Below are 14,619 nucleotides of genomic sequence, written 5' to 3' on the forward strand. Positions count from 1 at the left end.
ATGCGGACCTCGATCTGCCTGCAGGGCGTGGACAGCCCCGACGTGTTCGAGCGGAACGTCGCCGAGATCGAGCGCCTCGGGTACGACACCCTGTGGCTCACCGACTCCTCCTTGCACACCAGGAACTGCTGGTCCTACCTCACGCTCGCGTCCCGTGCGACGAGCACGCTCAAGCTCGGCACCGCGGTGACCAACCCGGTCACCCGGCACCCCGGCGTCACCGCCGCCGCCGCGGCGACCATCGCCGAGGTGTCCGGCGGACGGTTCACCCTGGGCATCGGCGCCGGTGACCGGCCGCTGCTCGCGGTCGGCCACCAGCCGGCGAAGCTCGCCGACCTCGAGGCGTCCATCGACGCCATCAGGCGGCTGTGGGCCGGGGAGCACGTGAGCATGCGAGCGGACGGGTTCGCGTTCGACGACGCGCACTACCGGTTCGCGCCCGCGCCCGAGATCCCGGTCTGGATCTCGGCGACCGGACCGAAGACGCTCGAACTCGCCGGCCGGGTCGCCGACGGCGTCATCCTGCTCGCCGGGCTGCACCCAGACGGCCTCAAGTACGCGCTTGAGCACATCGACCGGGGCGCCGAGCAGGCGGGCCGCGATGCCCGGCCCGAGGTCACCGTGTTCGCCTATGGCGCCATCGACGATGACGACCCCGATGCCGCCTTCGCCGCCGCCATGACGATCGCGGCGTGGTTCCCGCAGACCTCGCCGGTGTACTGCGAGATCGCCGGGCTGCCCGCCTCGCTGGTAGCGGACGTACGGCGCAGTTACGCCGGCGGCGAGTTCCAGGAGGCCGCCAGGGCCGCCGCGTTGCTGCCCGCCGAATTCGTGCACCGGATGGCGCTGGCGGGCGGGTCGGCGGAGGCCATCGGGCACATCCGCGAGATCACCGTGCTCGGCATCGACAGCCTGACTGTGTTCCCCCTCGGCCCGACCCGGATGAAGACGGCCGCGGCGTTCACCGACTGCGTCGCGCGGGCGCTGCCCGCTGACCCCGCGAACTGACGAGGTGCAGATGCCAACTCTCGTGATCAACAACGGCACCGTACTGACGATGGACGACCAGCGGTCCGTCCACTTCGGCGGCCATGTGGTGATCGACGGTGACCGCATCACCGCGGTCGGGCCAGGACGTTACGCCGGGGACACAGCCGGCGCGCAGGTCATCGACGCGGCCGGCATGATCGTGCTGCCGGGCATGATCGACCTGCACTACCACACGGCGGTCGGCAAGGGCCTCTGCGACCACCTGCCGCTGTGGGAGTCGCTTGAGGAGTTCTGGTATCCCTCCATCCGTGCGCTCGACGCGGAAAGCGCATACTGGGCGGCCGCCGCCTCCTACCTGGAGTCGGTCAAGGCGGGCGTGACGACGGTGAACGACATGTACCGGCGGCTACCGGCCCTGGGCAGGGCCGCGGTGGACATCGGCATCCGCGCGGTGCTGTCCAACGACGTGGCGCTGCCCGAGCACAACCTGGACACCCTGCAGGACAACAAGGACGCCTACGACGCCGTGCACGGCGCCGGCGACGGCCGGATCCAGGTCTACGTCGGCATCGAATGGCTGCCGCTGGCCTCACCGGAACTGCTGCGCGACGCGCGCCTGCTAGCCGACGAGCTGAACACCGGCATCCACGTGCACCTCAACGAGTCGCTCACCGAGGTCGAGGATTCGAAGAGGCGGTTCGGCCGGCGCCCGACCGAGGTCGCCTACGACGCGGGCCTGCTCGGCACGGACTGCGTCGCCGCGCACTGCGTGTGGCTGTCGGACACCGAGATCGCCCTGATGCGGGAGACCGGCACGCACATCTCGCACAACCCGTCCTCCAACGCCAAGCTCGGCAACGGCATCGCCCGCGTCCCGGAAATGCTCGCCGCCGGCATCAACGTCGGACTCGGCCACGACGCCGCCGAGTCGTCGAACACATGCGACCTGTTCCAGGTGATGAAGTTCGCGTCCCTGGTGCACCGCGCCGCCAGGACAGATGCGAGCCTCCAGCAGGCCCCGGATGTGCTGGCGATGGCGACCCGCAACGGGGCCGCCGCGCTCGGCCACGAGACCGGGTTCCTGGCGGCCGGGCGCAAGGCCGACGTGATCCTCGTCGACACCGGCAACGTCATGTTCACCCCGCTGGCGGACGAGAATCCCGCGCAGATCTACTCCCACCTGGTGTTCGCCGCCAACGGCTCCGCGGTCGACACCACGATCATCGACGGAAACATCGTCATGCGCGGCCGCCAGGTCACCACGGTCGACGAGCGGCAGGTGCTCGCCGAGGCTAACAAGGCCCTGAAGCGGGTGGCCGGCATGATCGGATGGGGGAAGTAGCCGATGCAGGTCGACGCGCACACCCACATCCTTAGCCTGGCGGAAGACCCCGAGTTCACCACCGAATACGGGCGCGAGGGATCGCTGTGCATCTACCGCAGCGAGGGCAAGCTCCCCGCGCACCGGATGCCGACCGAGCAGGAGTGGGAGACCAGCGGCTTCAGCCGTAAAGGGTTTCCGGTCATCGGCGTCCCTGAGATGATCAGGGACCATCCCGGCTTCGACAAGATCGTGATCCTGGCGGTCTCACCGCAGTTCCTGGACGGCGAGCTCATCGGCACGGTGGACAGCTACGGCATCACTGGCGTGCCGGGGCCGCCGAGCCCGGAGAAGTGCAACGACTACATCGCCGCGCTGCAGCGCCAGGACCCGGACAAGATCGTCGGCTACGCCTCGGTGAACCCGAACTACCGCGGGCCGAAGGCGGCCGTCCGCGAACTGGAACGGGCGGTCACCGAACTCGGGCTGCAGGGCGTCAAGCTCTACCCGATGTACCAGGACTGGTCGCCGGCCGACCCGGTCCTCGCCTTCCCGGTGTTCGAGAAGGCCGAGGAACGGGGCATCCCGGTCATGGTGCACCAGGCGGGCTCCACCCGGATCGACGCCCGCATGGAGTACGCCCGTCCCGCACTGCTCGACGCCGCGGGACGGCACTTCCGTTCGCTACGGCTCACCATCGCGCACCTCGGCCTGCCCTGGGTCGACGAGGCGCTCTTCATGCTGACCAAGCACCCGAACTTCTTCGCCGAGCTCAGCTACTACATCGCCACCTGCACGGGGGAGGAGCTGTACCGGTTCCTGGTGCATGCGGAGCAGTTCTTCGTGCCGCTCGGCAAGCTGTTCTTCGGCACGGACTATCCCGGGTTCCTGTATGACCCGGTGAAGCTGCGCGCCAAGCTGCTGTCGGTGAACGAGCACGCGCAGCGGCTCGGCACCGACCCGATCCCGCAGGCGAAACTGGACGGGATCATGGGCGACAACTACGCGCGGATGATGGGGTGGCTGGAGTGAGCCAGCACGCTGGCTCCCCGGAGCACGAAAGCTTGTCCGCCCCTGGCCTGTCAACACTGCTGCGCGAGCGCGGCGCGGCGACCTGGGCCGCGGCGACCAGCCACCCCATGGTCGCCGAGATCGGCGCGGGCACCCTGCCACACGAGACGTTCCGCTTCTACTTCGAGCAGAACATCCAGTACCTGCACTGCTACGTTCAGGGGATCGCGCTGGCCATCGCCGCCGCACCGGACCGCGCGTCGCAGGCGACTCTTGCCCGCTTCCTGATCCAGATCACCGACGTCGAGATCCCGGCGAACCTCACGTTCCTCACCCGGCTCGGCGGTTCGCCTGACCGGCTGCCTGCCCAGCTGCCGACGACCCGCGGCTACGCCGGGCACCTGCTGGCCGCCGCCGGCTCGGGGAGTCTTCCTGTGGCGCTTGCCGCGCTGCTGCCCTGCCAGTGGAGCTACGGCGAGATCGGCCAGCGGCTGGCCGCCGGAGGCGCGCCGCCCGACCCGGTATACGCGGACTGGATCGCCATGTTCGCCGACGACGGGTACGACGACCTGGTGCGGGCCTCGACCGGCCTGCTCGACTCCTGCGCGGCCGACGCGGACCAGAGGGCAGCAGAGGCCGCCTTCGACGCAGCGACCGGGTACGAGCTGGCCTTCTGGGAGATGGCCTACACCCGGGGCGCAAGCGACGGCGGCGCGTAGGCGATGCCGCTCAGCTCACGTGCTGAAGCTCCTCGGGTTCGAAGGATTCCACGGCGCTGGTGTCCACCTCGGCGGTGCTCATCGTGCGGGCGACGGCGAGCGCCTCGAGCCGGCGCTTGCTCAGCCGCCGGTACCGCTCCGCCAGGATCGCCATTTCCGGCGACTGTTCGTCGGTCACGTCCGGGCTGTAGCCGCCGGTGAGGCTGGCGGACAGCTTGGCCCAGCGCTGCTCGAACCACTCCCACAGGTCGGGGTTCTCTGCGAGGAGTCGCCGTCCGAGGTAGGTGCCGTAAGCGATGTGCCGCCGCTCGTCGCGCTGGGTGAGTTTCAGGCCCGCCTCGAGGCCGGGCAGCTTGCCGAGCCTGCGGAAGGTCTCCTCCCAGCGCTGGTAGCCGGCAATCGCCAGGACGCCCTCGACGAACTGGTTGTAGATGATCGACGCGTCGAGGATGGCCTGCGGTGACCGGTCGGTGTCCAGCCGCCGCATCACCCTGGTGAGCGCTCCGTCGAAGATGCCGGTGCGACGGTCACCGAGGGCGGCCTGCTGCGCGCGGACCAGGTCGTCGAGCGAGGCAGGGTCCATGCCCACGGCGTCGAACCAGCGACGGAACATCTCGGTGTGCTTGGCCTCTTCCATGGTGAACATGGCCAGGTACATCGTGTCCTCGAGCCGGCCCAGGTCGGACATGCAGCGCAGCAACGGCACGATGTCGAGCGTGACCGCCTCCTCGCCGACCATGAAGCCGCGGGCGGACATGGCGACGAGCGTCCGTTCCTCGTCCGTCATCTCCTGCCAGTCGATGGCGTCCTGCGAGAAGTCGATATCGGCGGGGTCCCAGAACAGCTTCTTGGACTTCTCCCACAGTTTCCACGGGACCGACTCGTAATCGAGGCCGCGCGTGGAGCGGTAGCGGCCGATTTCCGTCTCCGTGATCTTGCCGCCTGCGACCGGCTCGGTCATCAGTGTCCCTCCGTGGGCAACAGATTCTAGAAATCATTCGCTCCATTAGACATCGGGGGCTCACCGGACGACAACGGAACAACTGCCGCGAGGACGGTGGCCAGGCGCGGCAGCGCATGTCTGATTTGGATGTGAACCGATGTGTTCTGTGTGTTTGTCGTGGGTAGGAGGGGCGAAGCGCCGGCACGCCGGCGTGGATCGGGGGACCACAACTATGAGCACGATGCCAGAGGGGGACGCTGCTGGGCAGCAGGGCGGAACCCAGCACGGTACTCATCCCGGAGCGCCGCCACAGGGTGGCGTTCCAAGCCAGGAACAGGACACGGGTTTCACCCAGGAGCAGGACCCCACCACGGCCTACGGACAACCTGTCCCCGCGCGGACGCGCGGCCAGGCGCCGGGCGGTGATGGCGGTGATGCCGCATACCCCGCATACCAGCAGGGAATGGCGCCGCCGGTAATGAGGGGAGCGACCCGGGTGACGGGGCGCCGGGTCGTGCAGTACCTGATCGACGCTTTCCTCGTGGGGCTTATCCCCTCACTGGTGTCGATACCGTTCGACAGAAGCGACAGCACGTTCATGCACATTCTCGGCGGAATCATCGCCTTCGTCGTCTTTGCGTTCATCGGCTTCATGTACTGGGTTTTTTTCACGCACCGGCAAGAGGGCCAGACGCTGGGCATGAAGCTGCTCGGGCTGCGAGTCATCAGCAAGGGCGGCGGTCCGGCGAACATGACGCAGCTGACCATCCGCTGGGTCTGCCTGATCCTGGACGCCATCCCCTACACCTGGCCGTTCACTGGTCTTATCGGCTTCATCGTCATCCTGTGCTCGCGCGACAGGCAGCGAATCGGTGACCACCTAGGCAGGACCCTAGTGGTGAAGTCCGACTTCCCGGTGAGCGGCGGCCCGCGGCATACCCGGTAACGGTGTCATATGCCCCGCCGGCGCGCCCGCCAAGGCCGCCAAGGCCGCCAAGGCAAGACCGTCACGCGGTGGAGCCCGGCCGGCGGTTGGCGGACGGTGCTGGCCATGGAGCTGGCGGCCGACAGGATCCGGATCAACTAGGTGCATCCGACCAACGTCATGACGCCTTAATGCACCGCGAAGACAACAGTCATCATCCCGAACGGGTTCGGCTGACCCTGGACGCGCCGTCATGACGCTCCTCGGTGGTCGCGACGGAGCATCAGCTTGGCGGTCCTGGCACGGTAGGCCGCCGGGGTCGTCCCAGTCGACAGTGATCGTGGTGACCTGTTCGGCATGCGTCACGGGATCACCTCCGTGACGCCGATGATCGCCTCGCCGCGTCAGGTCGCCGCCGCCATCGATTCCCTCGTAACTCTGCTAGGTCCGCTAGCAGAGTGTCCAGGGTGAGCTCCTCTTCGATGCGAACGCCGTGCCGCGCCATGGCGGTGGCCAAGGCCGGATCCCATGGTGTCCCGACTGGCTCGCCGGGCGACTGGGGGAGTCGCGCAAGTGGATGTGCGGTCGTCAGCGCGGCCGCGAGGGCTTCATAGGCGTCTCGGTCGTAATGCCAGGAGTGCCAGCGAGCTCCTCGGCCGCTGATCCGCGTCCGCACCGCCTCGGCGATCCGGATGCCGCCCCAGTCGAAGTCACCGTGATAGCGAAACTCCGCGCCGCCCGCCGCCAGCAGGTCAAGCAGCCGCCACCCGGCCGCCGACGGCTGGCCCCCGACGCACAGCAGCGGCTGGCAACTGGCGCCGAGCTCGTCGGCGGCGGCGGCGACCACCACCGGGTTCTCGCAGACCCGCACCGGTCCCGCCGCGCGCAGCGGCTCGTCATGGCAGCGCAGCTGCCTGAGCGTGAGCACGGCCGGCTGCCCGGCCTCCCGCTGCAGCGCGAGGACCCTGCCGAGGGCGGTGCGGCCGTCACCGGCCAAACCATGGCAGAGCACAAGCGACGAGAGGTCGTCACAGTGGACGCCCACGGCTGCCCATGCCGCGCGACGGGAGTCGGCGCCGCCGTCGCCCGCGAACGGCCGGCCAGCCAGCGCGCGGGACGCCGACAGGGCGAGCGTTCCTACCGGACGGCCGTCGTCGAGGGCGTGCGCGTCGCCGCAGCATTCGGCGGCGAGCCTGCCGATGGGCGTGCCGCGCGACGGCAGCCGCCGCAGCACCGCCGCCACCTGCTCAAGCAGCGCCAGTGCCACATCGGGTGATGATGCCAGCCGGCGGACCGTGCCGGTCGTATCGAGCCACACCCGCCACGCCGCCAGCTCGGCCCTGCCCGCCACGGCGTCGTCTAGCGGCCCGACCGCGGCCGCCCAGGCGGCCGCGGTATCCGCGCGGTCGCGGTTGAGGTCCCGCAGCGGACCGGTCAGGCGCGTCACGGCCTCGGCAAGGCCGTCGGCTGCGGCCCCGCTCTCCCGCACGATGCGGTCCAGCTCCGGCAGCGACACCGACAAGGACACGCCGGAACGGGCCGGCCTGCCGGTCAGCCGCTCCACCGCCCGCCGCTGCCTGGCGGTCGCATCGGCGAGGGTCACAGTCCCGCTCAGTGAGCGTCCGGTCTCCAGCCGGTCCCGCGCCCGCCGGACCAGCCACGCGACGTCATCGCCGCCGAGCAGCCGGTGCAGCCTGGCGTCGGCCTCCGTGGCGCCGGTCGCACTGTCAGTCACGCTAGAGCCCGCTCGGCCCTGCGCCGTTCCCGCCCATCCCACCGCCACGGCGTGACCAGGACCGCGTCGATGCCTTCCTGCCGGGCAAGCTGGCAGATGCCAAGACCGGGCACCTGCGGGTAGCAGCCCCACTCCCGCTCGCTGGTCATGACCACGTCCATGTCGAAGGTGGCGAGCAGGCCCAGGCACTTCGCGCGCGAGTCGTCATCGACGCCGGCGAACGCCTCGTCGAGCGCGATCAGCCGCGGTGCGTACGGGTTCCCTGCCGACTTGTAGTGCGACGAGGCCGCCGCGAACAGCGGAACCGACACCACGAGCGCGCGCTCGCCACCGGATGCGGGGCCGGTGGCGGGCCGCCACTGCCCGTCCTGATAGCGCTGGATCACGAACTCATGCCAGCCCCGGTAGTCAAGCGCCGACGTCAGCGCCTCGGCCCAGCCGGCCGCCGGATTGTCCGCGTGCTCGGCCGCGATCCGCTGCTGCAGGAACGCGCCCACCAGAGCCCGGTCGGCGGCGGACCACGCGTCGATCGTCTGCCGGAGCTTGAGCCTGACCCGGTCGAGTCCCTCGGGAGCGTTCCTTGCCTGCTGCCAGATCAGCCGCAGCCTCATGCCCGTCGACGTCGGCCGCGCCTGTAGTTCGTCGTTCATCTGCCTGACCTCGGCCTCGGCCGCGGAGATCAGCTCGTGCAGCGTTCCCGCCACCTCGTTGAGCAGGTGATTCTCCAGGATCTCCCGCTCACGCGCGGACAGCAGCGCGGTTCGCTGCGCCACCTCCGCCGCCAGCGCCTCGGCAAGCCCGGGCAGGTCGTGGCTGCGGCCCTGGAACAGCACGTCGATCACGATGACGCCCTCGCTCAGCGTCAGCCCCGCCGAGTGCCCGTGCCTGGCCATCGCGTCCGCGAGCAGCTTGTGCTCCTCGGTGACCCGCTTCTGGATCCGGTCCCATGGAACGTCCCCGTCGTCCACGGAATCGAGTTCGGCGTTCACCGCGCGGGCGAGGATCACGGTCGGCGTCGCCGCCCATGGCTGTTCCACGTCGGGGACCTCCACCGAGGTCACCGCGACCCGCAGCAGCCCGGTGGCGGCGAACGCCTGGAACTCGCGGACCGCGTCGTCCCGCTGGCGTGCCGCCTCCTCGACGTCCGTCCGCAGTCGGCCGCGTTCCCCGTCCGCCTTGCCGCTCGCCCCGATTGCGTCACGTTCCCGGTCGCGGGCGGACCGCTGGGCCGCCGTGTTCCTGCCGAGACCGCCGGTCACCTCGGCGAGCCGGCGCTGCAGTTCCTCGACCGCCGTGCCGACGGTGGCAAGCAGCTCCTGGTATGTCGTCGCCGCCGCTCCGGCCCCCTCCCGTGCCTCGGCGGCTCGCTCGCTCGCCTCCACGAGCAGCTGCCGGCCTTCTGCGAGCTCGGACTCCGCGTCGGCCGCGGCGCGGATCGCGGCGCGCGCCGCCTCGGCGGCCGGCCAGAGCCCGGCGAGCGCCACCCGGTACGCCCCAACCCCCGCCCGCACGCCGGCCAGCTCGTCCGGGTCCACGGGCAGGGCGACATCCTGGGCGAATTCCTCGGCGCGCGACCGGGCGTCCGTCAGCTCCCGCTGCCGCCGCTCACGCACGGCCCCGGCCGACGCGTGGTCCTCCCGCGCGCGGGCAAGCCCGCGGCGCTCCACTGCGGCCCCGGTGTGCGCCTCGCGAACCTTGCCGTCCGGTGGCACCGTCCGGTGCTCCGCGGCGAGCAGTTCCTGCCGCGCCGCGAGGCCGGCCAGCTCCGCGTCGATCGCGTCGATCGCGGCGCGCTCGGTGCCAAGCTCCCGCTCAAGGGACTCGATCCGCGCCCGCCGCGCGGCCTCCCGGGCCCCCTCGCCGATGTAGCGGGCCCGGTCCTTGTGCCAGGCGCCGCGCAGCATCCCGTTGGACCAGCGCCCGTCCGTGGTCACCCAGGTCCCAACGGTGTCGGCGGTCCCTGGCCCGCGTCCGATAGCACTCAGAACGGATGCCACCGACTCGTCCCGTAGCACTCCCGCCTGGGGGTCGTCCGGATCAATCGCGGGCACGAGCAGGCCGGCGCATGACGCCCCGGCTGCCGGGGCAAGCCCGGACACCACGATCACGTCCCCGTCGACGAGGTTGCCCTCCGGCGTCACCCACGCGTCGAGGATCCCCGCCGCCTCAAGCGCCGCCTCCAGCCCGGCGTGCTCGTCGTCGGACAGGCCAGGCACGAAGTCGGTCACCTTCCACAGCGGTGCCCCGGCCCGGCCGTCGCGCACGCCGGCGGCCCGCGTGTGCGGAGCCTGCGGGGCGTCGTGGCCGCCAAGGCGCAGTCGGCCGATCTCGTCGGCCAGCTCTCCTGCCTGCCTGACGTGAGCCGACCGGCTGCCGCTGAGCTGACCGGCGAGCCGGCCGAGCTCCGCGCCGGCGGCGCGGGCGGCGTCGTCGATGATCGCGGCCGCCGGGTTCGCGCCCTCCCCGGTCAGCCCCCAGCCCTCAAGCGCGTCCATCAGCTCGTCGGGGTCGGCTATCCGCAGTTCCGCCAGCCCGTTCAGGTAGGAGCGGTAGGCGTCAAGAAGCAGCCGCATCCGTTCCGCTGCTGCTTCATCCGCGGCCGTGACCCGGTCGGCCGCGGCCTGGACCTCAGCCGACAGCCTGCCCTCGTCAGCCTGCGCTGCCTGGAGCCTCCGCTCGCATTCCGCGGACTCCCCGAGCAGCGTGCCAAGCCGCGTGACCGCCTGTTCCTGCCGGTCGGCGATGGCCAGGGCAGCACGCCTGGTCTGGGCGAGCATGTCGGCCGCCGGTGCCTCGGCGGCATCCAGGTAGGCGCCGGCCGCATGGTGCGCCCCGCCCGCCGAGACGACGTCCAAGTCTGCGGGATCGAGCGCGACGACGGCCGTCCGGTGCTGGTTGGCGCAGAACGCGTCAGCCGACGCGGTCGCGGCCTCGCCCAGCGCCCTGGCGAGCTTGTCGCGCCCGGTCCCGGCCTGATGCGCCGTTTGAGTCGCCCGGTCGGCGTACTTCCGTACCTGGCTGGCCAGCCGGTCCCGGTGTTCCTCCCGGTCCTGCGCCGATTTCTCCCTGCGGTCGGCGTCCTCACGCAGCTGCTCGAGCCGTTCCGCGTCCCGCATCGCGGGATCGGCCTGCAGCGCGTCGCCTCGCGCTTCCAGTTCAGCGCGCTGCTCCTCAAGCGCCAGGAGTTCGTCCTGCGCCTCGGCCAGCTGCTGTCTGGCGGCCGTGAAGGCCTCCTCGGCGGCGGCGAGGTCTCTGCCGAGCTGTTCGTAGTGGCTCTGCGTCGCCCTCGGGCCGGAGGCCTTGCGCTTGGCCGCGACCCGCGCGTACCGACGGTAGTGGCCGAGGAAGTCGGCCGCCGCCTGCTGCGCCTCGGCGAGAGAGCGCAGCGCGTCGCGCTCCTCATCGAGACCGCGGAACGCCTCGGCGACGGTGGTCACCAGGCCGGGGCTGAGCGGCGGCAGCGCCTCGGTGAGCGCCCGGGACAGCAGCTTCTCGTCTGGCTTTTTCGACAGCTGCGGCTGGCGCAGCTGGATCAGTAGGTTGACCAGGGCCTCATAGCGGTGCTCGCCGAGGCCGAACAGGTGCTCGTCGACCGCCCGCCGGTAGTCGGCCGCCCGGTCGTAAACGAATCCGTGCGAGCCGATCTCCTCGCGCAGCTTCTCCCTGGTGAGCGGGACACGGCTGTCGGGCAGCAGCCGCAGCTCCGCGCCGGGACGCTGGGTGGTGACGAAGAACCAGTGCCGGGCGATGCCCCGCCCGGCGACGGCCTTCAGCCCGCAGCCGATCGTGCAGAACTCCTGAGTTCCGTCGGCGGCCCGGCGGCCGAACTCTAGCCAGGTGTATCCGAGACGTTCCGGGCTAGGGTGCTTGCCGCCGAGCAGCAGGTTCCACTCCATCCGCTTCTGCCGGTCGCCGTCCGGCTCCACCCGGTGCGGCGCGAGTTCGCCGTCGAGCAGGAACGGAAGGGTAAGGGCGAGCACCTTGGACTTGCCTGTTCCGTTGTTGCCGCGCAGCAGCAGGCGGCCGTCGTGGAACCAGAATTCCTCCTGGTCGTAGTAGAACATGTCGACAAGGCCCGCCCGCAGCGGCTTCCACCGCTCAGAAGATGGTGCTGGCAGCATCGGCCGTCGCCTTTCGTGTCTGGCGCGTTCTGGTGTGGCTCGCGGCGGGAGAGCCGGGCTCGCGGATGGTGGGGTCGGCGAGCGCGAACCGGGCGATGGCCGGGCGGCCGCGGATCACGGTGCCGGTGCCGTCTCGGGTGACCTCGATGTCGATGTCGACTAGGCGCAGGGCGGTGAGCTTGTCAAGCGCGACATCGAGCAGCTCGACTTCCGCGCCGGGCTCGGTGACGCCCTTGCGCCAGTAGCCCGCGTGCGCCTGCGCTGTCCGCCGGACGAACGCCAGCAGCTCGGCCCGCGGTGCCCGTGCCCGGCCCGCCAGGTATTCGGCGACCAGCAGCGTGACGTGACCGTCGGTCCGCTGCTCGGGCATCCGCACGTCGGTGAGCTCGTCGTCCGGGTCCACCATGGCGATGCCCTCGGCGCGCAGTTCCGGCAGCAGCCCGGTGGCCTCGGCGATCCGCCCAGTGATGTTATGCCGCTGGGCGACCAGGTAGGCACGCTCGTCGTCGGTGAGCTCGTCGTAGTAGAGGACCGGGTCATCGAGCAGCCGGCGGGTGAGGATTCTGCGCAGCGCCTGGTTGCGCAGCTCGTCGGTCTCGGCGACCGGCTCGGCGGTCAGCTCCGCGAGCCGCGCCTGGAAACCGCTCGCGGTGATGGTGGACGGGCCGCGGCTGCCGGTCAGCAGCACGCCGAGCACCGGCCGCCGCACGTCGTACAGGACGTCGGTGCCGGCTGACAGGTACGCGTCCTCGTCTCCGGCGACCCGGCTGAGCACGCCCCAGCCGAGCAGTAGCCGGACCACCGCCACGAGGTCGGTGCGATCGCTCCTGTTCTCTAGCGTCAGCGTGAACCCGGTGGCCGCGAGGCTGGGTTCGGCGGCGGCGGTGAGCACGTCGTCGGCAAGGCTGCCGAGCGTGGTCTGCGCGTCGGCGCGGGCGAGCGCGGATAGCGCGAGGCAAAGGGTGACGTAGCGGCGACGGCTGAACGGCTCTTTGTTGTGCCCGCGAGCGGGGTGGGTGGCGTCGTCCGTCAGCGGTGCGGTCTTGAACAGCCGGGCCGTTTCCGCGTCTGCGACAAGCCGCCAGCCGGTCTCCCTGCGCAGCCAGTCGGACAGGGCAGTCAGGTGCCTACGGACAAGCATCAACGACTCGGCGTCGTCGGGGGCGATGAGCAGCGGTCTGGCGAGCAGGGCACGCAGCGCGGCCCGGCGCTGCGCCTGCTCCTCGGCGGGGATCATGGCACCAGGTCCGTGATCTCGATGACGTGCTCGGGGCCGGTGAGCACGCCGTCCTCGGTGTTGATCGCTACCGCGCCGCCGTCGGGGACCAGGCACAGCCGCACCTCAAGGCTGCCGTCGCTTGTGACGGTCTTTACTTCGGTGTCGCCTGGCGCCCGGGCCGCGAGCGCGTCGCCGAGCAGGCCGAGAAAGAGGCGGAACACCCTCGGGTCGAGCACATCCAGGTCAGACAGCAGGGTCGGCCCGCTGGTGCGCAGCCGCCGTCGTGCCTCGGCGGTCTGCGCGGCCTCCTGCTCCGCCCGGATGCGCAGCAGCTCCCTTTCCGCGGAACGGTCCCGCACCTGGCTGGGCTTGCCGCGCCGCTCGTACGCGCCGGTCTTGTGCAGCTGCGGTGAGATCCGGATCGGCGGCGCATCACCCCACGGCGTCCCTGCGGGCAGGGCCGCCCACTCATCGGCGGTGTCACTGGTGACCGACAGGTGCCTCGCGGGGGACAGCCCGAACGCCGCCCGCCACAGCTGGTGCGCCGCCGCGTCGTCCGGCGCCTCGGCGAACCACCGGGCGAGCGCGGCGAAGTCAGCCGACCGGTCCGACCGGCCGGTGCGCCGCTCGTTGAGCAGGCCGACCGCGTCGATGAGCTGCTTGATCGCGGTCACCGCGGCCTGTCGCAGCAGCCTGGCCTGCGATTGGTGCCCGGTATCCCGGGAGGTGAACCAGTCGTCAAGGCCGCGCCACCGGTTCCGCCACGCGTCCAGTGCCTGCTCTTCCGCCCTGGCCAGCGCCGCGGCTGCGTCCGCACCCTCGGGGACCGCGTCGGCGGCCTCGCGCCTGGCGGCCACCGCGAGCAGCCGCTCGTGCCCGGCAGCCTCCAGGTCGCTCAGCAGCAGCGCGATCTGGGCGCCGGAGTTGGCGAGGTCGGCGATGAACCGGTTGATGTAGTCGATCAGCCGTTCCTTGTACGCGATGAAGCCGTCGACGTCCCCGTCCGAGAAGTCGATCGCGCGCCGCAGCGCCGACATGAACGCCTGCGCGTTGTCGGCCAGGGAGGAGAACCGTTCCGCCACCGACAGCAGCAGCAGATGGACCTTGGCCGGGTCGGGATCGCCCTCCCTGGCCAGCGCCAGCAGCGCCTGGAGCTGGCCAGCGATGTCGGCCAGGGCAACCGACTGGAGCTGGCCGCGCCGCCCGATCGCCTCCTCGTAGAACGCGATCGCCTGCTCGGCCGCCTGCCCGGCCGGCGTGAGCTGGTAAAGGGAGCGCTTGCGGTGGAAGTCCTCCACCGAGGTGACTCGGCTCGTGTCCACGTCCGCCCGCAGGTTGCCCCATCGGACTAGCTGATCTAGAGCTTCGGTGAGCTGGTCATCGGCATCCATCCGCAGTTCCACAGCGACGTCTTCTGGACGCAGGTGCACGATGAAGCGCTCCTTCGCCCGCGCGAACGTCAGGAGCAGGTGCCGGTACTGATCGGCGTTGGGGACGCTGAGATGCGTGAACGGCTGCGCCTCGCCGGGAATCTTGCTGTGCGGCTTCTCCCGGCCGCGCGCCGATGGGGGGACGTCGCCAGCCACGTGTCCATGGTGCCGCATGCCACCGACAAAGCACGCGCCATCAGCGCGG

10 protein-coding genes are annotated in these 14,619 nt (G+C 70.9%); 5 read left to right on the plus strand and 5 right to left on the minus strand.

Annotated elements, in window-relative coordinates; translation table 11 throughout:
• From EAS64_RS24735 to EAS64_RS24750, 4 genes are read left to right on the plus strand one after another with little or no spacing between them, the layout of a single operon-like run.
• Nucleotides 1–1,008, plus strand: a complete 1,008-nt coding sequence (locus EAS64_RS24735) for an LLM class flavin-dependent oxidoreductase (protein WP_145856475.1) — start codon at nt 1–3, stop codon at nt 1,006–1,008.
• Between the two features lie 10 nt (nt 1,009–1,018).
• A complete protein-coding gene (locus EAS64_RS24740; protein ID WP_145856477.1) occupies nt 1,019–2,332 on the plus strand; it encodes an amidohydrolase family protein in 1,314 nt (437 codons plus the stop codon).
• Between the two features lie 3 nt (nt 2,333–2,335).
• Complete coding sequence (locus EAS64_RS24745; RefSeq protein WP_145856479.1) at nt 2,336–3,343, plus strand: amidohydrolase family protein; 1,008 nt, start codon at nt 2,336–2,338, stop codon at nt 3,341–3,343.
• Nucleotides 3,340–4,041 (plus strand): TenA family protein, encoded by a 702-nt coding sequence (locus EAS64_RS24750; RefSeq protein ID WP_145856481.1) that lies wholly within the window; start codon nt 3,340–3,342, stop codon nt 4,039–4,041. Before EAS64_RS24745 ends, EAS64_RS24750 begins: the two co-directional genes overlap by 4 nt.
• A gap of 10 nt (nt 4,042–4,051) precedes the next feature.
• Here the strand turns inward: EAS64_RS24750 and EAS64_RS24755 are convergent, their stop codons facing one another.
• Complete coding sequence (locus tag EAS64_RS24755; protein ID WP_145856483.1) at nt 4,052–5,002, minus strand: R2-like ligand-binding oxidase; 951 nt, start codon at nt 5,000–5,002, stop codon at nt 4,052–4,054.
• Nucleotides 5,003–5,447: 445 nt separating this feature from the next.
• On the opposite strand from EAS64_RS24755, the gene EAS64_RS24760 reads away from it, so the two are divergent.
• The gene (locus EAS64_RS24760) at nt 5,448–5,930 is read left to right on the plus strand and encodes an RDD family protein (RefSeq protein ID WP_222849550.1); all 483 of its coding nucleotides are present in this window, start codon (nt 5,448–5,450) and stop codon (nt 5,928–5,930) included.
• A gap of 349 nt (nt 5,931–6,279) precedes the next feature.
• On the opposite strand, the gene EAS64_RS24765 is transcribed toward EAS64_RS24760, so the two are convergent.
• From EAS64_RS24765 to EAS64_RS24780, 4 genes are read right to left on the minus strand one after another with little or no spacing between them, the layout of a single operon-like run.
• Nucleotides 6,280–7,644, minus strand: coding sequence for a TIGR02679 family protein (locus tag EAS64_RS24765; protein ID WP_145856487.1), 1,365 nt, complete (start codon nt 7,642–7,644; stop codon nt 6,280–6,282).
• Nucleotides 7,641–11,765 (minus strand): TIGR02680 family protein, encoded by a 4,125-nt coding sequence (locus EAS64_RS24770; protein ID WP_145856489.1) that lies wholly within the window; start codon nt 11,763–11,765, stop codon nt 7,641–7,643. The genes EAS64_RS24765 and EAS64_RS24770 overlap by 4 nt, the downstream gene beginning before the upstream one ends.
• Nucleotides 11,743–13,002 (minus strand): TIGR02678 family protein, encoded by a 1,260-nt coding sequence (locus EAS64_RS24775; RefSeq protein WP_145856492.1) that lies wholly within the window; start codon nt 13,000–13,002, stop codon nt 11,743–11,745. The genes EAS64_RS24770 and EAS64_RS24775 overlap by 23 nt, the downstream gene beginning before the upstream one ends.
• The gene (locus tag EAS64_RS24780; RefSeq protein ID WP_246115838.1) at nt 12,999–14,570 is read right to left on the minus strand and encodes a TIGR02677 family protein; all 1,572 of its coding nucleotides are present in this window, start codon (nt 14,568–14,570) and stop codon (nt 12,999–13,001) included. The genes EAS64_RS24775 and EAS64_RS24780 overlap by 4 nt, the downstream gene beginning before the upstream one ends.
• Nucleotides 14,571–14,619: the final 49 nt, after the last annotated feature.

It is taken from the genome of Trebonia kvetii, from assembly GCF_007827045.1.
Lineage (GTDB): Bacteria > Actinomycetota > Actinomycetes > Streptosporangiales > Streptosporangiaceae > Trebonia > Trebonia kvetii.